The organism is Mycobacterium sp. E2989, from assembly GCF_001667595.1.
Classification (GTDB): Bacteria; Actinomycetota; Actinomycetes; order Mycobacteriales; family Mycobacteriaceae; genus Mycobacterium.
The window spans coordinates 1-18,996 of sequence record NZ_LZJX01000010.1 but is presented as its reverse complement, the minus strand read 5'-3'; the positions used below and the strand labels follow the sequence as shown (position 1 = coordinate 18,996).

19 protein-coding genes are annotated in these 18,996 nt (G+C 70.1%); 10 read left to right on the top strand and 9 right to left on the bottom strand.

The features are described from left to right. Positions 1-601: biotin/lipoyl-containing protein (locus A5680_RS02980; RefSeq protein ID WP_156674986.1), on the top strand; the 601-nt coding region annotated here is incomplete at its 5' end. 166 nt (positions 602-767) lie between these two features. Further along, positions 768-1,199, top strand: coding sequence for an STAS domain-containing protein (locus A5680_RS02975; protein WP_055405182.1), 432 nt, complete (start codon positions 768-770; stop codon positions 1,197-1,199). On the opposite strand, the gene A5680_RS02970 is transcribed toward A5680_RS02975, so the two are convergent. From A5680_RS02970 to A5680_RS02955, 4 genes are all read right to left on the bottom strand, one after another. Further along, the gene (locus tag A5680_RS02970; protein ID WP_055405181.1) at positions 1,170-1,958 is read right to left on the bottom strand and encodes an RNA polymerase sigma factor SigF; all 789 of its coding nucleotides are present in this window, start codon (positions 1,956-1,958) and stop codon (positions 1,170-1,172) included. The genes A5680_RS02975 and A5680_RS02970 overlap by 30 nt on opposite strands. Next, complete coding sequence (locus tag A5680_RS02965; protein ID WP_055405180.1) at positions 1,955-2,392, bottom strand: ATP-binding protein; 438 nt, start codon at positions 2,390-2,392, stop codon at positions 1,955-1,957. Before A5680_RS02965 ends, A5680_RS02970 begins: the two co-directional genes overlap by 4 nt. 388 nt (positions 2,393-2,780) lie before the next feature. Further along, positions 2,781-3,092 carry a protein UsfY gene (gene usfY, locus A5680_RS02960; RefSeq protein WP_055405179.1) on the bottom strand — a complete coding sequence of 104 codons (312 nt, stop codon included), beginning with the start codon at positions 3,090-3,092 and terminating at the stop codon, positions 2,781-2,783. Positions 3,093-3,181: 89 nt separating this feature from the next. Then, positions 3,182-3,565, bottom strand: coding sequence for a hypothetical protein (locus A5680_RS02955; RefSeq protein WP_055405178.1), 384 nt, complete (start codon positions 3,563-3,565; stop codon positions 3,182-3,184). Between the two features lie 285 nt (positions 3,566-3,850). Here A5680_RS02955 and A5680_RS02945 point away from each other — a divergent pair, with 285 nt between their 5' ends. The 3 genes from A5680_RS02945 to nei2 are packed head-to-tail and all read left to right on the top strand — an operon-like array spanning position 3,851 to position 9,881. Beyond that, positions 3,851-4,522 carry a TetR/AcrR family transcriptional regulator gene (locus A5680_RS02945; RefSeq protein WP_055405176.1) on the top strand — a complete coding sequence of 224 codons (672 nt, stop codon included), beginning with the start codon at positions 3,851-3,853 and terminating at the stop codon, positions 4,520-4,522. A 33-nt stretch (positions 4,523-4,555) separates the two neighbouring features. After that, positions 4,556-9,112 (top strand): ATP-dependent helicase, encoded by a 4,557-nt coding sequence (locus A5680_RS02940; RefSeq protein WP_067815971.1) that lies wholly within the window; start codon positions 4,556-4,558, stop codon positions 9,110-9,112. 13 nt (positions 9,113-9,125) lie between these two features. Next, complete coding sequence (nei2, locus tag A5680_RS02935; RefSeq protein ID WP_055405174.1) at positions 9,126-9,881, top strand: endonuclease VIII Nei2; 756 nt, start codon at positions 9,126-9,128, stop codon at positions 9,879-9,881. 34 nt (positions 9,882-9,915) lie between these two features. Here nei2 and A5680_RS02930 read toward each other — a convergent pair whose 3' ends face one another. Further along, positions 9,916-10,833, bottom strand: coding sequence for a PHB depolymerase family esterase (locus A5680_RS02930; protein WP_067815981.1), 918 nt, complete (start codon positions 10,831-10,833; stop codon positions 9,916-9,918). Between the two features lie 160 nt (positions 10,834-10,993). Between A5680_RS02930 and A5680_RS02925 the strand changes: the two genes are divergently transcribed. Both A5680_RS02925 and A5680_RS02920 read left to right on the top strand, forming a co-directional pair. Continuing rightward, on the top strand, positions 10,994-11,344 hold the full coding sequence (locus tag A5680_RS02925; protein ID WP_067815969.1) for a DUF732 domain-containing protein: 351 nt from the start codon (positions 10,994-10,996) through the stop codon (positions 11,342-11,344). 82 nt (positions 11,345-11,426) lie between these two features. Beyond that, entirely contained in the window at positions 11,427-11,639 is a 213-nt protein-coding gene (locus A5680_RS02920; protein ID WP_067815966.1) for a hypothetical protein, read from the top strand. 3 nt (positions 11,640-11,642) lie between these two features. Here the strand turns inward: A5680_RS02920 and mgtA are convergent, their stop codons facing one another. Genes mgtA through phoU form a run of 3 tightly spaced genes read right to left on the bottom strand, consistent with a single transcriptional unit; the run spans position 11,643 to position 15,974 of the window. Continuing rightward, the gene (gene mgtA / locus A5680_RS02915) at positions 11,643-14,279 is read right to left on the bottom strand and encodes a magnesium-translocating P-type ATPase (protein ID WP_067815963.1); all 2,637 of its coding nucleotides are present in this window, start codon (positions 14,277-14,279) and stop codon (positions 11,643-11,645) included. Beyond that, complete coding sequence (locus A5680_RS02910; RefSeq protein WP_067815977.1) at positions 14,276-15,274, bottom strand: magnesium transporter CorA family protein; 999 nt, start codon at positions 15,272-15,274, stop codon at positions 14,276-14,278. Before A5680_RS02910 ends, mgtA begins: the two co-directional genes overlap by 4 nt. A gap of 34 nt (positions 15,275-15,308) precedes the next feature. After that, positions 15,309-15,974, bottom strand: coding sequence for a phosphate signaling complex protein PhoU (phoU, locus tag A5680_RS02905; protein ID WP_055405510.1), 666 nt, complete (start codon positions 15,972-15,974; stop codon positions 15,309-15,311). Between the two features lie 212 nt (positions 15,975-16,186). On the opposite strand from phoU, the gene A5680_RS02900 reads away from it, so the two are divergent. Next, a complete protein-coding gene (locus A5680_RS02900; RefSeq protein ID WP_055405513.1) occupies positions 16,187-16,804 on the top strand; it encodes a DUF5994 family protein in 618 nt (205 codons plus the stop codon). A gap of 102 nt (positions 16,805-16,906) precedes the next feature. Continuing rightward, positions 16,907-17,095 carry a hypothetical protein gene (locus A5680_RS02895; protein WP_055405509.1) on the top strand — a complete coding sequence of 63 codons (189 nt, stop codon included), beginning with the start codon at positions 16,907-16,909 and terminating at the stop codon, positions 17,093-17,095. A 16-nt stretch (positions 17,096-17,111) separates the two neighbouring features. Here the strand turns inward: A5680_RS02895 and A5680_RS02890 are convergent, their stop codons facing one another. Further along, a complete protein-coding gene (locus A5680_RS02890) occupies positions 17,112-17,516 on the bottom strand; it encodes a CBS domain-containing protein (RefSeq protein ID WP_067815974.1) in 405 nt (134 codons plus the stop codon). A gap of 108 nt (positions 17,517-17,624) precedes the next feature. Here A5680_RS02890 and A5680_RS02885 point away from each other — a divergent pair. Next, positions 17,625-18,996: HAD-IC family P-type ATPase (locus A5680_RS02885; RefSeq protein WP_156674985.1), on the top strand; the 1,372-nt coding region annotated here is incomplete at its 3' end.

Below are 18,996 nucleotides of genomic sequence, written 5' to 3'. Positions count from 1 at the left end.
CGGCGCCACCCGCGAGGAGGCGCTGGCCCGCTCGCGCCGTGCCCTCGACGAGTTCCACGTCGAGGGGCTGGCCACCGTCATCCCGTTCCACCGCGCCGTGGTGTCCGACCCCGCGTTCATCGGCGACGAGAACGGCTTCTCGGTGCACACCCGCTGGATCGAGACCGAGTGGAACAACACCATCGAGCCCTTCACCGGTGGCGAGCCCCTCGACGAGGAGGACGCCCGGCCCCGCCAGACGGTGGTGGTGGAGGTCGGCGGCCGTCGCCTCGAGGTGTCGCTGCCCGGCGATCTGGCCCTGTCCAACGGCAGCGCGGGCGAGGCCGGTGTCATCCGCAAGAAGCCCAAGCCGCGCAAGCGCGGGGCGCACTCGGGTGCGGCGGCCTCCGGTGACGCGGTGACCGCCCCCATGCAGGGCACCGTGGTCAAGGTCGCGGTCGAGGAGGGACAGGAGGTCGCCGCGGGCGACCTGGTCGTCGTCCTCGAGGCGATGAAGATGGAGAACCCGGTGACCGCGCACAAGGACGGCGTCATCACCGGACTCGCGGTGGAGGCCGGTGCGGCCATCACCCAGGGCACGGTGCTCGCCGAGATCAAGTAACCAGCGGAACAATAATCCCCGGAAACAGTTGTCGGGCTCGCCCTGCGCGGGTACCGTTCGGGGCAGGTTGAGTTCACAGCCGTCCGGATCACGTCAAGGCGCGCGGGGCAGGTGAATTCCCTGTCCTCAAAAGCACTCCTGACGTCTTCGCGCATCCTGCTTTCGGATGGAGTCAGTAATGTCTGTGGCCCAATCTTGGCAACACAGCCGCCCGGCGCATTTCACCGCGCGCTGGGAACCCACGGGGACCCTGATCACGGTGGACGGTGAGCTCGACGCCGCCAACGCCGACCAGCTGGTGGCCTACGTGCGGCACGGCATCGGTCGCACCCGGCGCGTGATCCTGGACCTGCGCGGCCTGAAATTCATTGGCACGGCCGGGTTTTCGTCCCTGCACCGGATCAACGTGGTGTGCTCGGGCGCCCAGGCGTCCTGGGCGATGGCGCCCAGCCCGGCGGTGGCGCGCCTGCTGCGGATCTGCGACCCCGACGGCACCCTGCCGGTGACGACGCCCGCGCTCGAGCCGCTGTTGGGAGAGCTGCACGACGGCGAGGAAGAGCCGCGCTCCCTACTGCAGTTGGTCACGCAGCCGCGTTAGCGACTTCGCCAGCAGGCGGGAGACGTGCATCTGCGAGATGCCGACCCGTTCGGCGATCTGTGTCTGCGTCATCGACTCGAAGAACCTGAGCACCAACACCGTTCGTTCCCGCTCGGGCAGCGCCTCGAGCAGTGGCCGCAGCGACTCCTGATCCTCGATCCGGTCCAGCCCGGTGTCGACGTCGCCCAGCGTGTCGGCGATGGCGCGGGCCTCGTCCTCGTCGCTGCCGCCCCCGCTGTCGATGGACAGGGTGTTATAGGAGCTGCCCGCCACCAGGCCCTCGACCACCTCCTCGCGGTCCATGCCCAGCTCGGCGGCGAGTTCGGTCGCGGTGGGCGCCCGGCCCAGCCGTTGCGACAGATCGGCGGTGGCGGTGCCCAGGCGCAGGTGCAGTTCCTTCAGGCGCCGCGGCACCTTGACCGACCAACTGTTGTCCCGGAAGTGCCGGCGGACCTCGCCCATGATCGTGGGCACCGCGAACGACACGAAGTCGGAACCGGTCTCCACGTCGAAGCGGACCACCGCGTTGACCAGACCGACGCGCGCAACCTGCACGAGGTCGTCGCGCGGTTCGCCGCGTCCCTCGAACCGGCGGGCGATGTGATCGGCGAGCGGCAGGCAGCGCTCGACGATCTTGTCCCGTTGACGCTGGAATTCCATCGAGTCCGGAGCGACATCGGCCAACTCGCGGAACATGTCCGGGACATCGGCGTACTCGTTCGGGCGCGAGACGGAACCGCCGGCAGCTGGTGGGGTCACCTGCTGGAGGCCGCCCGTCGCGCCGTTAGCGTGATACCGAAGACGCTGCCGGTTTGGTTGGGTTCGCGACCATCGTGGAAGGTCTGGACGTCGTCGGCCAGCGACGTCAGGACGTGCCAGCTGAAGCTGCCGGGCGCCACCACGTCGTGGGTGTCGCACGCCGCGGACGCCTCCACCACCAGTTGGTCGTCCTGCGGGTCGACCACGACCACCAGAGTCGCGTCGGGGGTGGCACAGCGGATCAACCGGGTGCACACCTCGTCCACCGCCAGGCGCAGGTCGGCCACGGCGTCGAAGTCCAGGTCCTCGAAGGTGCCGATCGCGCCGACCAGCGTCCGGAGCATCGCGAGGTTCTCCAGGCGTGCCGCGACGTGCAGCTCGACGGCGCGATGGCCACGCTGACGTTTGTTAGTGCGCAATCCCGCGTCGTTCATCTGGTCTCCCGGCAATGGTTGACTGACACTACTACCACCCCTCAGCCCGCCGTGTACCGGCCGTTCGAGCCGATTAGTCATGGCTGCCGCCGGGTATTCGACCCGGCACAAGCGCGCCTGAACCGCCGATCCGGTTCGGGCGCGGCGGCTCAAGCGCGTGGCGGTGATCGCCGGGATCGCGCTGCTGATACTGGTCGTTCTCGCTGTATGCATCTATGTCGGTGTCTACGTGATCCTGGCCCACATGATGGGGCGACCACGCTGACGCAACCGTTCCGGCACTCATCATGGTGCACACCTGATACCCGCTCGACGGGGCCGGTAACCCCCGGGTTTGCTTGCTGGCAAAAATGGCCTCGCCGCGGGGTCGGCCGCGCCGGACGGGCTCCTAACTGGCGGGCCGCTGCCGGTAGACCTCGGGGTGTTCGGCGTACCAGCGATCGGCGATCCGGCGAATCCGCCGGTGCTCCACCGCCACCCACGCCAGCCCGAGGACGGCGGCGACGATCGCGAGCACGCCCGCGGTCATGCCCTCGTGGTGGTGTCCGGTGCCGAAGGCCGCCAGGCTTCCGCACCCCCCGATCACGCCGGCCACCACCAGCAAATAACCGGGCCAGTGCAACACGTCGATCAACGACTCCCCGGCGAGCGGCCGCGTAGTCCTCAGATGGTCGACGGGGTCATGAAAGGTGTCTCCCATGGCTGCTCCTAGTGGAGATCTCTTGCGCAGCTCAATACGGGTTGCACCATCAACGGTAGATCGCCCGGGAGGCTTTTGGCGAGACCCAGTCAGAGGGGCAGCGCCGGGCCCGCGATCGGGGCCACGCCCAGCGCCACCATCAAGACCATCAGGGTGAACAGGAACCAGCCCGCACCGTGCCAACCCCACCAGGTGCCCTGCGCCTTCCACACGCGATAGGTGCGCAGGAACGCCCACAGCCCGGACGCCAGCAGGATCAACGGTCCCCCCACCGCCAGCAGCGTCCGCTGCGGCGCGCCGCAGGCGACGGTGTCGACGCCATTGCTCGGGCAGGTGCTCACCCACAGCGCGGCCATGACCAGAAAGACCACCGCCGCAGCGGCGGCCACGACAGCGAACCGGATGGCGGCGCGCACCTCGCCGTCTTCCTGTCCCAAGCGGTCACCACCGGACCGCTCATCCGCCTTGTGCATTCGTGCCCCTCATATCCCCCATGTGGCCAACGCATTGTTCATCGTTTGCTACGTCGCAATAGTTACCGCGCAATGACGAATTGTCCGGCGACCGGCCGGGCAACCGCGCTGGCACCAAGCGGAAAGCGCATGGGTTCAAATACCCGTCGGCAAACCCGGCAAAACCGGCCCGGCGCGTCGACGTCACCGTCAATTACTCCGACGAATCATCGCTGGCCCGGGGCTCGGAGGCCGGAAAGACACAATGTGGTTGGTGTCTCAGCACCGATGAGTACTATCTCTGACATGCCGACAGCCCGAAGGCGCTTGTCCCCCGAGGATCGACGCGCTGAGCTGCTCGCGTTGGGGGCGGAAGTCTTCGGAAAGCGACCCTACGACGAGGTGCGGATCGACGAGATCGCCGAGCGCGCCGGAGTGTCGCGGGCGCTGATGTATCACTACTTCCCCGACAAGCGGGCCTTCTTCGCCGCGGTGGTCAAGGACGAGGCCGATCGGCTGTACGAGACCACCAATATGGACGACGCCACCGGCCTGACGATGTACGAAGAGGTGCGGACCGGCGTCATGGCCTACATGGCCTACCACGAGCAGAACCCCGAGGCCGCCTGGGCGGCGTACGTCGGGCTGGGCCGGTCGGACCCGGTTCTGCTGGGCGTCGACGACGAAGCCAAGAACCGCCAGCTCGAGCACATCATGAGCCGCATCCACGACCTGGTGGCCAACATCTCGGGGGCCAAGCTGGAGGCCGACGTGGAGCGCGACCTGCGGGTGATCTGTCACGGCTGGCTGGCGTTCACCTTCGAACTTTGCCGCCAGCGCATCATCGATCCGACGATCAACGCCGAACGCCTCGCCGACGCGTGCGCGCACTCGCTGTTCGACGCCATCGCCCGGGTGCCGGAGATACCCGAGGAACTGTCGCACGCGATGGCGACGGCCCGGATCCAGCCGCGCTGACCTTTTGTCGGTGCGCCTTGGCACCATGGTTGGGTGACCACCCGTGAGCCGTTGAGCCGTTTCAGCGCGACCACGCGCGAATGGTTCACCAGCACGTTCGCCGGGCCCACCACCGCGCAGGCCGAAGCATGGGACGCCATCGCCGACGGCGACAACACGCTGGTGATCGCGCCGACCGGATCCGGCAAGACGCTCGCCGCGTTCCTGTGGGCGCTGGACAAGCTCGCCTCCGATCCCGTCGGCCCGGCCGAGAAGCCGTCCGGCACCCGCGTGCTGTACGTGTCCCCGCTCAAGGCGCTGGCGGTCGACGTCGAACGCAACCTGCGCACCCCGCTGGCGGGCCTCACCCGCATCGCCGAACGCCACGGCCTCCCGCCGCCCGACATCAGCGTGGGCGTCCGCTCCGGCGATACCCCGCCCGCCGAACGCCGCCAGCTCGTCGCGCGGCCCCCCGACGTGCTGATCACCACGCCGGAGTCGCTGTTCCTGATGCTCACCTCGGCCGCGCGCGAAACCCTGGCCGGCGTGCAGACGGTGATCGTCGACGAGATCCACGCCATCGCCGCCGGCAAGCGCGGTGCGCATCTGGCCCTGTCGCTGGAGCGGCTGCAGGATCTGTCCCACGAGCTGCGGGACGCGCCGCCCGCGCAGCGCATCGGGTTGTCGGCGACGGTGCGGCCGCCCGAGGAGCTCGCCCGGTTTCTGTCGGGAGCAAGCCCGACCACCATCGTGGCGCCCCGCGCGGCCAAGACCGTCGAGCTGACGGTGCAGGTGCCGGTGCCCGACATGGCCAACCTGGCCAACAACAGCATCTGGCCCGACGTCGAGGCGCGCCTGGTCGACCTGATCGAGGCGCACAACTCGACCATCGTGTTCGCCAACTCGCGGCGGCTGGCCGAGCGGCTCACCGCGCGGCTCAACGAGATACACGCCGAACGGTGCGGGGTGGATCTGTCCGGCGAGACCAACCCGAAGGTGGCGGGCGGGGCGCCCGCGCACATCATGGGCAGCGGCCAGACCTACGGCGCCGAGCCGATACTGGCGCGCGCCCACCACGGCTCGGTCAGCAAGGAGCAGCGGGCGCTGGTCGAAGAGGACCTCAAGCGGGGGCTGCTCAAGGCGGTGGTGGCGACGTCGAGCCTGGAGCTGGGCATCGACATGGGCGCCGTCGACCTGGTGATCCAGGTGGAGGCGCCGCCCTCGGTGGCCAGCGGCCTGCAACGCATCGGGCGGGCCGGCCATCAGGTCGGGGAGGTGTCCCAGGGCGTGCTGTTCCCCAAGCACCGCACCGACCTGATCGGCTGCGCGGTGACCGTGCAACGGATGCTCGCCGGCGAGATCGAAACCATGCGGGTGCCCGCCAACCCGCTGGACATCCTGGCGCAGCAGACGGTGGCGGCCGCCGCGCTGGAGCCCCTGGACGCCGACCGGTGGTTCGACACCGTCCGCCGCAGCGCGCCCTTCGCGACGCTGCCGCGCAGCGTGTACGAGGCCACCCTGGACCTGCTGGCGGGCAAGTATCCGTCCACCGAGTTCGCCGAGCTGCGTCCCCGCCTGGTCTACGACCGCGACACCGGCACGCTGACCGCGCGGCCCGGCGCGCAGCGGCTGGCCGTCACCTCCGGCGGCGCCATCCCCGACCGCGGCATGTTCACGGTCTACCTCGCCACCGAGGCGGAGAAGCCGTCGCGCGTGGGCGAACTGGACGAGGAGATGGTCTACGAGTCGCGGCCCGGCGACGTGATCTCGCTGGGCGCCACCAGCTGGCGGATCACCGAGATCACCCACGACCGGGTGTTGGTGATCCCCGCGCCCGGCCAGCCGGCCCGGCTGCCGTTCTGGCGCGGCGACGACGCCGGCCGGCCGGCGGAGCTGGGCGCCGCGCTGGGCGCGTTCACCGGGGAGCTGGCCGGGCTCGACCGCGACGCCTTCGACGCCCGCTGCGCGGGCCTGGGCTTCGACGCCTACGCGACCGACAACATGTGGGCGCTGCTGGACGAGCAGCGCACCGCCGCCGGGGTGGTCCCCACCGACACCACCCTGCTGGTCGAGCGGTTCCGCGACGAACTGGGCGACTGGCGGGTCATCCTGCACTCCCCGTACGGGCTGCGGGTGAACGGGCCGCTGGCGCTGGCGGTGGGGCGGCGGCTGCGGGAACGCTACGGGCTCGACGAGAAGCCGACCGCCTCCGACGACGGCATCGTGGTGCGGCTGCCGGACGTCCTGTCCGACACCGGCGAGGCCCCGCCGGGCGCCGAACTGTTCGTCTTCGACGCCGACGAGATCGATCCCATCGTCACCGCCGAGGTGGGCGGCTCGGCGCTGTTCGCCTCCCGGTTCCGGGAGTGCGCGGCCCGGGCGCTGCTGCTGCCCCGCCGCCACCCGGGTAAGCGGTCGCCGCTGTGGCACCAGCGCCAGCGGGCGGCCCAGTTGCTGGACGTGGCCCGCAAGTACCCGGACTTCCCGGTCGTGCTGGAGACCATCCGCGAATGCCTGCAAGACGTGTACGACGTCCCCGCCCTGACTTCGCTGATGGCCGGGATCGCGCAGCGCAAGGTGCGGGTGCTCGAAGTCGAGACGGCGCGGCCGTCGCCCTTCGCGTCGTCGCTGCTGTTCGGTTACGTCGGCGCGTTCATGTACGAGGGCGACACCCCGCTGGCCGAGCGGCGGGCCGCCGCGCTGTCGCTGGACAGCACGCTGCTGGCCGAGCTGCTCGGCCGCGTCGAGCTGCGCGAGCTGCTCGACGCGGACGTCATCGCCGCGACCGGCCGCCAGCTGCAGCACCTGTCGGAGGACCGGGCGGCGCGCGACGCCGAGGGCGTCGCGGACCTGTTGCGGCTGCTGGGTCCGTTGACCGAGGACGAGGTCGCCGCCCGGGCCGGCGGTGCCGAGGTCGGCGGCTGGCTCGAAGGCCTGCTCGCGGCCCGGCGGGCCCTGCCCGTGTCGTTCGCCGGCCGCGGCTGGTGGGTGGCCATCGAGGACATCGGCCGGCTGCGCGACGGGGTCGGGGTGCCGGTGCCGCTGGGCGTGCCGGCCGCCTTCACCGGGGCGGTGGCCGACCCGCTGGGCGAGCTGCTGGGCCGCTACGCGCGCACCCACACCCCGTTCAGCACCGCCGAGGCCGCGGCCCGCTTCGGGCTGGGGTTGCGGGTCACTGCCGACGTGCTGGGCCGGCTGGCCGCCGACGGCCGGCTGGTGCGCGGCGACTTCGTCGCCGCGGATCACCCCGAGGGGGCCGGCGGCGAGCAGTGGTGCGACGCCGAGGTGTTGCGGGTGCTGCGGCGGCGCTCGCTGGCCGCGCTGCGCGCACAGGTCGAGCCGGTGAGCACCGCCGCGTACGGGCGGTTCCTGCCGGCCTGGCACCGGATGCCCACCGGGCATTCGGGCCTGGACGGGCTGATGTCGGTGATCGACCAGCTGGCCGGTGTCCGGATGCCGGCCTCGGCGATCGAACCGCTGGTGCTGGGTCCCCGGGTCCGCGACTACGCCCCCGCGATGCTCGACGAGCTGCTCGCCGCCGGGGAGGTGACCTGGTCGGGCGCTGGGTCGATCTCGGCCGGCGACGGCTGGCTGGCGCTGCACGTCGGCGAGTCCGCGCCGTTGACCCTGGCGGCGCCGGCCGAGATCGACTTCACCGGCGCCCACCGCGCGATCCTGGACACCCTGGCCGGCGGCGGCGCGTACTTCTTCCGCCAGCTGGCCCAGGACGGGATCCCCGACGCCGAGCTCAAAGCCGCGCTGTGGGAGCTGATCTGGGCCGGCTGGGTCACCGGTGACACGTTCGCACCGGTGCGCGCGGTGCTCGGCGGCGCCGGGAGCCGCAAGCGCTCGGCCCCGGCGCACCGGTCGCACCGGCCGCCGCGGCTGAGCCGGTACAGCGTCGCGCACGCGCAGTCCCGCCCGTCCGACCCGACGGTGGCGGGCCGATGGTCGGCCCTGCCGGTGCCCGAGCCCGATTCCACCATGCGCGCCCACTACCAGGCGGAGCTGCTGTTGGGCCGGCACGGCGTGCTGACCCGCGGCGCGGTGGCGGCCGAGGGGGTCACCGGCGGGTTCGCCACGCTCTACAAGGTGCTGAGCACGTTCGAGGAAGCCGGCCGGTGCCAGCGCGGCTACTTCGTCGAGTCGTTGGGCGGCGCCCAGTTCGCCGTCGCGTCGACCGTCGACCGGCTGCGCACCTTCAGCGAGGGCATCGACCCGGAGCGCCCGGAATACCGGGCGGTCGTGCTGGCCGCCGCCGACCCGGCCAACCCCTACGGCGCCGCGCTGCCGTGGCCCGGCTCGGGCGCGGAGGGCGCGCGGCCGGGCCGCAAGGCCGGCGCCCTCGTGGTGCTGGTCGACGGTCACCTGGCCTGGTTCCTCGAGCGCGGCGGCCGGACCCTGCTCACTTTCACCGACGACCCCGCGGCGCACCGCGCGGCGGCCGCGGCGCTGGCCGACCTGGTCGCCTCGCGGCGCGTGGCATCGATATTGGTCGAGCGCATCGACGGCGCGCCGGCGCTGCAACCCGGCGGGCCCGGGTCCGAGGCGCTGGGCGGGCTCGTCGACGCCGGGTTCGCCCGCACACCGCGCGGGCTCCGGCTCCGATAAGGCCGCGGCAGCCATGCCCGAAGGCGACACCGTCTGGCACACCGCGGCCGTCCTGCGTCAGCACCTGGTTGGCCGCACCCTGACGCGCTGCGACGTCCGCGTCCCGCGGTACGCCACCGTCGACCTCACCGGGCAGGCCGTCGACGAGGTGCTCAGCCGGGGGAAGCACCTGTTCATCCGGGTGGGCCGGGCCAGCATCCACTCGCACCTGAAGATGGACGGCAGCTGGCGGGTAAGCGAGCGGCCGGTGCGCGTCGACCACCGGGCGCGAATCGTCCTGGAGGCCGGCCCCGTCCGGGCGGTCGGCGTGGATTTGGGCGTGCTGGAGATCCTCGAACGCGACCACGACGGCGACGCCGTCGCGCACCTGGGGCCCGACCTACTCGGCGAGGATTGGGACGCCGCGCTCGCCGCCGCCAACCTGGCGGCGCAGCCGGACCGGCCGCTCGCCCAGGCGCTGCTCGACCAGCGGGTGCTGGCGGGGATCGGCAACGTGTATTGCAACGAACTGTGTTTCGTCAGCGGACACCTGCCCACCGCGCCGGTGAGCGCCGTGGCCGACCCGCATCGTCTGGTATCCCGCGCCCGGGAAATGTTGTGGCTGAACCGGTTCCGCTGGAACCGCTGCACCACCGGCGACACCCGGGCCGGCCGGCAGCTGTGGGTCTACGGGCGGGCCGGCCAGAGTTGCCGTCGCTGCGGCACCCCTATCGCCTACGACGGCTCGGGTGAGCGGGTCACGTATTGGTGCCCGTCCTGCCAGCGCTGACGGGCGCCCGGCTGCGCCGCGCTCGCGATCGCCACTAGTCCCGGGCGTGCGCCAGGAAGAACTGCGCGATCGCTTCCGACCCGTCGAGCGCCCGGGTGGTGGGTCCGATGATCGCCTTCGGCAGGTACTGCCGGCCGCCCGGCCACGTATGCCCGCCGCTGTCGATCTGGTAGAACACCACCTCGGTGGACGCCGCGCACCCGGTGGAGTCGAAGCGGCGCACCGCGGTCCCGTCGCCCACGTTGGGCAGCACCTGGACCGACGGATCCCCTTGGCACCCATCGGCCGAACGCCACTTGTTCACCATGCTGTCGGCGGAGATGGAGTGGCTGACCCCGCCGCGGCCGCGCACGACCCCGCCTTTGAACGGCACCAGCGGGTCGGCGGTGCCGTGCGCCGCCCACACCGACACCGGCCGTGACGGATTGCACGCCACCCCCACCCCCAGGGTGCCCGCCACCGGAGCGACGGCGGCGAACACGTCGGCGCGGTCACATGCCAACCGGTTGGACATGAAGCCCCCGTTCGACATCCCGGTGACGAAAACGTGCCCCGGGGGGATGCCGTAGTCGTCCCGCAGCTTGCCGACCAGCCCCACCAGAAATCCGACGTCGTCGATGTGCCGGCGATCCGCCGGCGACGCCCCGCGCCCGTCGGCCCAGCTCTTGTCGTAGCCGTCGGGGTAGACCACCAGCAGGTTGTGGGCGTCGGCGACGGTGTCGAAGTCGGTCAGACCCCGCTGCCCGTTCCCGGTCCCGCCGCCACCGTGCAGGCTCAGCACCAGGCCGACCGGCGTCCCCGCGGGCACGTGCAGCAGGTAGGTTCGGTCCATGCCGCCGGAACGGAACGTCCCGGATGCGTCCCGGGCGGCGGCCGCCGACACATGCCGCACGCCGCAGCCGACGAGGCACACCGCCAGAAGGGCCAGCAACGACCAGCGCACGTACGGCATCTTCACCTACACCGACGGCGCCGGCGCGAAAGCCGATCCGAGTGTGGCGATGGCCGCAATATGATTGATCCTGCACCGCGCGGCCCCGCAACATGAAAATATTCGGGCAGCCCCCGCTGTCAGCGAGCAACGGCACTTCGATGTCACGGGAGTATCAGAAATGACGAGCACCCAGGTACGCAACCCCAGCCGGTTGCGGCTGCTGGTGGCTGGCGGCGTCGTCCCGGCGGCCGGGCTGCTGAGCGTGCTGGGATCGTCCGCGTCCGCGCACGCCACGGCCACCGATGACGCCTTCCTCGCCGCGCTGACCGCCAAGGGCATCAACTACGAATCACCCGAGACCGCGATCCGGTCGGGGCATCTGGTGTGCCAGGAGCTCGACTCCGGCCAACCGCCGCAACAGGTGGCGAACGACGTCATGAGCAACAGCCATCTCGACGGCTACCACGCCGGCTATTTCGTGGGCGTGAGCATCCGGGCGTACTGCCCGAAGTACGGGGCGCAGGCCTGAAAGTTAACAGGCAGTTGACAGGCTCGTGACAAGTGCGCGAATAAAATCGACCTGGACATAATCCTGAGAACTCGAAGGCCAAATGATTCCCAAACTTTTGGTCGGCGTTGCACTCGCGCTCGGCGCTGCCGGTTGGACGGCAGCAACCGCAACCGCCGACCCAAGCCCCTTCAACACCCTCAGCTGCAGCTGTCAAGAAACCGCTCCGGCGGGCAGCACGACCTTGATCGACAAGGTCGACCGGGGAATCCAGCAAGGCCTTTCGGACGTGCCGATCATCGACATCGAGCACTAGAGTTCAGCCCCGCCGCCGCATCCGCCGCTCGATGTAGTGGTACCGCGCGGCCCGTCGCCGGACGCGAAACGCGTGCCCGCGCGTGCGATGCGGCTGCCCGACATGGTTCATCGGCTCGGCGTAGAACATCAGCTTGGCGAGCTCGACCAGGACCAGGTACACCATCACGAAGCCGCCCAGCACGGCAAAGAACTGCCACGGCAGCGGCGTGAATCCCAGGGTGTGCGCCAGCGGCGAAATGGTGATCAGGGCGCCGATCGCGACCACGCTGACCGTGGTGACGGCCAGCAACGCGCTGGGCCGGCTGCGGAAGAACGGCACCATGCGCGTGCGGATCGCGAAGATGATAAGCGTCTGCGTCGCAAGCGATTCCACGAACCAGCCGGTGCGGAACTCGACCGCGCCGGCGTGCAGCACGCCCAGCATCAACCCGAACGTGAGAAAGTCGAACAGCGAACTGATCGGCCCGAAGATCAGCATGAACCGGCGGATGAACGCGACGTTCCAATGCGAGGGCGCCTGCAGCTGCGCCGCGTCCACCCGGTCGGTGGGGATGGCCAGCTGCGAGGTGTCGTAAAGCAGGTTGTTCAGCAGGATCTGGCTGGGCAGCATCGGCAGAAACGGCAGCAGCGCCGAGGCCGCGGCCGCGCTGAACATGTTCCCGAAATTGCTCGACGTGCCCATCAGCACGTACTTGATGGTGTTGGCGAAAATGCGCCGCCCCTCGGCCACCCCGGTGGCCAGCACGCCCAAATCCTTTTCCAGCAACACCACGTCGGCCGCGTCCTTGGCCACGTCGGTGGCGCTGTCCACCGAGATCCCCACGTCGGCGGCGTGCAGGGCCAGCGCGTCGTTGACACCGTCGCCGAGGAAGCCGACCGATCGCCCCTTGCGGCGCAGCGCGGTGATCAGCCGCGCCTTCTGCTCGGGCGAGATGCGCGCGAAGATCGTGTTGCGCTGCGCGACGCCGGCGAATGCGTCGTCGTCCAACGGATCGAGCTCGGCGCCGGTGACGGTGCCCTTGGACGCCAAACCCAGGTCGGCGCAAACCTTTTCGGCCACCCGCGGATTGTCCCCGGTGGCGATCTTGAGCTCGATGCCCAGGTCGGCAAGCTCGGAAAGCGATTGGCGCGCGGCGGCTTTGGGCTCGTCGGCGAAGACCAGAAATCCCGCGAGCGACAACTCGCACTCTTCCGCCCGGGTCAGCGTCGTCACCGCCGGTGCGGGCTTGACGGCCACGGCCACCACCCGGCGCCCCGCGGCGAACAACGCCGCGAGCGTTTCCTCCGCCTCCGGCGGGACGGCGTGGCACTGGGCCAGCACCTGCTCGGGCGCCCCTTTGACCACCAGCACCCGATTTCCACCGTCGTCGATCAGTGCCGAGGTCGCCCGGCGTTCGTGGTCGAACGGCAGCACCGCCACCCGCTGCGCGGCCTCGCCGATGAGTTGATGCGCCTGTGGGGACTCCCACAGCGCGGCGTCGAGCGGATTGGCGCTGGCGCCACCGGTTTTCGGGTCCACGTCGGTGGCCAGCAGACCCGATCGGCGGACCGATTCGGTGTGCGCACCGGCGGCGTCCACCGAGTCGACCAACCGGATCCGGCCTTCCGTCAGCGTGCCGGTCTTGTCGGTGATGAGGATGTCGACGTCGCCGAGGTCCTCGATGCACACCAACCGCTTCACCAGCACCTTGGCCTTGGCCAGCTGCCGCGATCCGGTCGCCAGGCCGGTGCTGACGACGGCGGGCAGCAACTGCGGGGTGATGCCGACGGCGATCGCCAGCGAGAACAGCACGGAGTCGATGATCGGCTTGCGCAGCAACAGGTTGCTGATCAGGATGACCACCATCAGCGCGACCGCCACTTGCAGCAGCAGATAGGAGAACCGGCGCAGCCCCACCTGGAACCCGGTCTCGGGTTGGCGCTCGTCCAAACCCGCTGCGATGCGGCCGAATTCGGCGTCCTTCCCGGTCGCGTACACCACCCCGACGCCCTCGCCCGCACTGACGATGGTGCCCATGAAGGCCAGGTTGGTCGCGTCGGCCAGGCCGGTTTCGGACGGCACCGGTTGGGGCGACTTCTCCGACCCGGTCGATTCCCCGGTCAGGATGCTTTCGTTGCACTCCAAACCGTTGACCTCGATCAGCCGGACATCGGCCGGCACGGCCTCGCCCAGCGACAGCCGGATCACGTCCCCCGGCACCAGCGCGGTGACCGCGAGCGAGACGAACTGCCCGTCGCGGCGCACCACGGCGTTGTGGTGCACGCTGGCATGCAGGTCGGCGGCCGCCCGCTCGGCGCGGTATTCGTTGATGAACCCCAGGCCGACGCTGGCCACCAGGATGATGCCGATGATGACGGCCTGCATGCTGTCGCCGAGGAAGTACGAGACGACCGCGGTGCCGGCCAGCAGGATCAGCACGGCGTTGCGCAGCTGACGACCCAGCACCGCAAGGACATTGACGTGATGCGTGCGCACCGCGTTGGGTCCGTAGCGCTCCAGCCGCGCGGCCGCCTGCGCGCCCGACAACCCCGCGGCGGAACTGCCCAGCCGGCGCAGCACCTCGTCGACCGGAGCGGCGGCGACGAGCTTGGCGCTCAAGGCCGCGGAGTCCGGCCGAAGATCCGCGTCGGCGGTCATAGCCAGTCGCGACGTTTGAACATCACGTAGATCACCACCATCAGGATGAAGATGAGACAGGTACTCGCAATGAACCCGGCGAGGTGGCCGAAGCCCGGATAGGGCACGTTCTGCCCGTAGAAGCCCGTGATCGCGGTGGGGACGGCGATGATGGCCGCCCACCCGGTCAGCTTCTTCATGATGGTGTTCAGCCGGGCGTCTTGCAGCGACAGGTTGGTTTCGAAGATCGTTGTGACCATGTCGCGCAACGACTCCGTCCACTCCGAGACCCGCAACACGTGGTCGTAGAGGTCCGCGTACAACGGGTCCAGTTCCGGGGCGGTGCCGACCTCGTGGCGGTGGTGCTGGATCGAGTTGACCACCTCGCGCATCGGCAGGGCCACTCGCCGCAGGCCCACCAGGTCTCGTCGCATCTGAAATGTCCTGCGCTGGAAGCTGGCCTGGCGCGGTCTGCCGTCGAACAGCTCGTCCTCGATGGCTTCGACACAGTCGTCCAGGGCCTCGACCGCGGCGAAATGACTGTCGACGACGACGTCCAGCAGCCCATGCACCAGGGCGCCCACCCCGTACTGCTGGGCGCCGATCTCCTCCCAGCGCCGCGTGACAGCGGCGATGTCGAAGTCGGGGGTGAGGCGCACCGTGATCAGGCCGCGGGGCAGCACGAAGGCCGAAATCCGCTGCATGGAAAGCATTCGTTGCGGTTCGTCGGTGACCTCCGCCGCGACGTGTACGGCATAGACGGTGAAAAACGTGTGCGTTTCGTACGCGGTGGCCTTGACGCGTTCGGCGGCCGCCACGGCATCTTCGACGGCCCACGTGTTCAGCCCGAGTTCGGAGGCCAAGCCGCACAACGCGTCGTGGTCCGGCTCGCACAGATCCACCCACACCAGGGCGTCGGGCTCGCGGAGGTACTCGGAGATGTCGGCGAACTGAAACTCGTCCTGCGGCTTACCGTGACGCCACAGGCGACCTTGAATGTGGGGCGCTACCTGCACGACACCCATCTTCTCAGTCAAGCTCACCCGCCTGTCAGTAGGTGGTGATCTCGTCCGGCGTGGGCAGGTCGCCGCTGACCATGAAGATGACGCGGCGACCCACCTCCACGGCATGGTCGGCGAAGCGCTCGTAGAAACGGCCCAGCAACGCCGCGTCCACGGCGACGGGAATGTTGTGCGTCCAATCCCGATCCAGCAGCACGCTGAACAACCGGCGGTAGAGCTCGTCCATCGCGTCGTCTTGTTCGCGTAGCCGCGCGGCCAGCTGCGGGTCTTGGGAAGCCAGCACCTGTTTTGCGTTGGCGCACAAGCTAATCGCCACCTCCGCCATGTCGGCGAAACACGCGCGGACTTCCTCCGGCAGCGCGCGATTCGGGTGCTCGCGCCGGGCGATCTTGGCGATGTGCACGGCCAGCGCGCCCATCCGCTCGATGTCGGCGCTGATCTGGATCGCGCTGAATATCGCCCGCAGCTCACCGGCAACCGGTTGTTGCAGCGCCAGCAAGGCGAACGCCTCGCGTTCCGCTCGCCCGCGCATCACCACCATCCGGTCGTGGTCGCGGATGACCGCTTCGGCGGCGTCGAGGTCGGCCTCCAGCAGCGCCTCGGTGGCTCGGCGCATGGCTTCGTTGGCCAGCCCGCACATCTCGCTGAGCTGGACGCTCAACTCGCCCAGCTGCTGGTGATAAGCGGATCGCATAGCGCAACGGTGGTCAATGCGAGCGCATTTCACAAGGGACGAAAGGCACCCGTTGAGCCGCGGTCGGCACCGGTCGGCCCAAAACGGCTGCGGTTACGCGTTGTTCATGCGCGGTATACGGTGCGTACACCCGTCGGAGTCGCGGGTTGGCCACGGCGGCCGTACCGTTTTCCACGACGGCATCCCGCGGAGTCAGCGAGCAGGTGGTGGAAATGGAGCGCGACAATCGGTTGCAGCTCAAGCCCTATCGATCCGTGTCGGAACATCTCGATGGGGCGTGGTGGCCGCGGTCGACCAGCCTGGTCGACGAATTGCCGGAGCTGGTCACGTCGATGTCGGACCGGCTGGGACAGGTGGCCTTGGTGGGCTACCGCCGCAACGGCTGGCACGAGACGCCGCCGTTGGCCGAAGTGGGCGGGCACACCATCGAGTTGCTGGGCTTCACCAGCGACGAGCCGGCCAGCCTCATCCTGATCGGGGAGAACGGGCATCACCTCACCCTGCACGTGATCCGGCCGGACACCAGCGAGGACGTCGCCCGACAGGCGTTACAGCAAGCGGGAACACCCGCCGACTCCGACGGCGTGCCGGTGGGCCGCGCGACCGTGGCGCGGTCGGTCGCCGACGTCGCCGACAAGCTGGCCAAGCACGAGGGGCTCGACGACGACCGCCGGACCGCCGAGATCAAAAGCTGGTGCGAGGAAGCCGCCCAACAGTTCGTCGACGCACCGGTCCAGACCTTCGTGCCCATCCTGGTCGAACACATCGTTCGCAATCGCATGATCGAAACCCGCAGAAAATCCCCGCAGCCCGCGAACAGCCGCCGCTGAGCAGGCCTTTCACCACGGGCATAGCTCTGCCTCAGCCGGCACAAATTCTGAACACAGCGGACTCCCAGATTCGTCGGCGCCCATTAGGGGAAGATGTGTGCTATGGGCAGCGAGAAGTGGCCCTCGGAGGTGTGGGCCGTTGAGTACGCCACCCTCACCGGGGAGCGAGAAGTGGCGGTCATGGCGGGGCTGTCCGAAGCGTTGATGTGGATGGACAACTTGGCGCGCACCAGCGCCGCGTCACCGGTGTTGCTGCGATCCGACACCCGCTTCGAGCGATTCAGCTCCTGACGCGACGCCGCCTGAATTACGAATCGAAAGCCGTGTAGACGCCCAGCAGGTCGCGGGCGGAGACGATGCCGACCAGCGCGCCGTCGCGCTGCACCAGCACGTGCCGGATGTAGCGGTCCATCATCCTGGCGGCGACCTGGTCGATGGAGGCGTCGGCGTCACACCACACCAGCTTGGTGCTGGCCAACTCGGACACCGCGGCGGTGGCGAGGTTGCGCCCGGCGGCGACCGCACGCACGATGTCGCGCTCGCTCACCAGAGCGGTCGGCCGCGCATCGTCGCCGATCACGATGGCTCCCACGTCGCAGGTGACCATGGCCCTGGCGACGTCGGCGATGGTGGCGTCCGCGGGAACGCGGGCCACCGGGTCCCCGGTGATGGTGGAGATCGGCATGGTCCCAGCCGAAGATATTTCAGTCACGTGCACCATGCTCGCCACAAGGCGGCGGCCCTTTCTAGTGACCTGAGTCCCCAATCCGCGTCCATCCGGCCCTAGCCGCCGGCCGGACGCGCGATCAGGCTGACAGGCATGGCACGCGAGCCCGCTCGGTGGGTCGAGCCCGCCCTTGCCGCGGTGACGGTGGTCGCGTTGGCGGCCGGCGGTATCGCCTGGCTGGCCGGGGCGCCGCGGGTCGCCGACGGCTGCTGGATCGCGGGCACGGTCGTGGCGGTGGTGCCCGCGGTGGTGTGGGTGCTGGCCGGCCTGCGCCGGGGCCGCTTCGGGGTCGACGTGATCGCGGTGTTGTCATTGGTCGGCACGCTGCTGGTGGGCGAGTACCTCGCGGGCGCGTTGATCGCGGTGATGCTGGCCGGCGGACGGGCCCTGGAGGCGGCCGCCGAGCGCCGCGCCACCCATGATCTGCGGGCGCTGCTGGAGCACGCGCCGAGGTTCGCGCGCCGCCGCGTCGGCTCGGCCGTCGACGTCATCGCGCTGGACGACGTGGCGGTCGGCGACGTGCTGGTCGTCGGCCCGGGCGAAGTGGTGCCCGTCGACGGACGCATTTCCGATGCGGTCGCCGTGCTGGACGAATCGGTGCTGACCGGCGAACCGCTGCAGGTGGAACGCGGCGTCGGCGAGCCGGTGCGCAGCGGGGTGGTCAACGCCGGCACCGCCTTCGAGATGCAGACCACGGCCACCGCCGACGCCAGCACCTACGCGCAGATCGTCCGGCTGGCCGCGGAGGCCGGGGCGCAGAACGCGCCGGTGGTGCGGCTGGCGGACCGGTACGCGGCGTGGTTCTTGCCGTTGACGCTGTGCATGGCCGCCGCGGCGTGGCTGGCCAGCGGCTCGCCGGTGCGGGCGGTCGCGGTGCTGGTAGTGGCGACGCCGTGCCCGCTGTTGCTGGCGGCACCGGTCGCGATCGTGTCCGGGCTGTCCCGGGCGTCGCGCCGCGGCGTGGTGATCCGCAGCGGCGGTGCCCTGGAAAACCTTGGGCACGCAACGACTTTGGTGATGGACAAGACCGGAACCCTGACGATGGGTCAGCCCGCGGTCGTCGACGTCGCGGCCGCGCCCGGCCACGACGCGATCGAGATCCTGCGGGTGGCGGCGTCGGTGGATCAGATGTCTCCGCACGTGTTGGCCGAGGCGATCGTCACCGCGGCGCGGGCGCGCGGTCTGCCGCTGTCGCTGCCCAGCGACGTGGTCGAGGAACCCGGCCGGGGCGTCACCGCCACGCTGGACGGAAGGCGCGTGCACGTCGGCAAGTTCGCGCGCGACACCAACCCGGAATGGGCCCGGGCGGTGGTGAACCGCGCCCTGCTCGACGGCGCCGCGATCGCCTGGGTCTGCCTCGACGGCCGCCCCACGGGCGCGGTGTTGCTGCGCGACCCGCTGCGTCGGCACGCGCCACGCACCCTGCGCCGGCTACGGGACGCCGGGCTGAACCGGCTGGTCATGC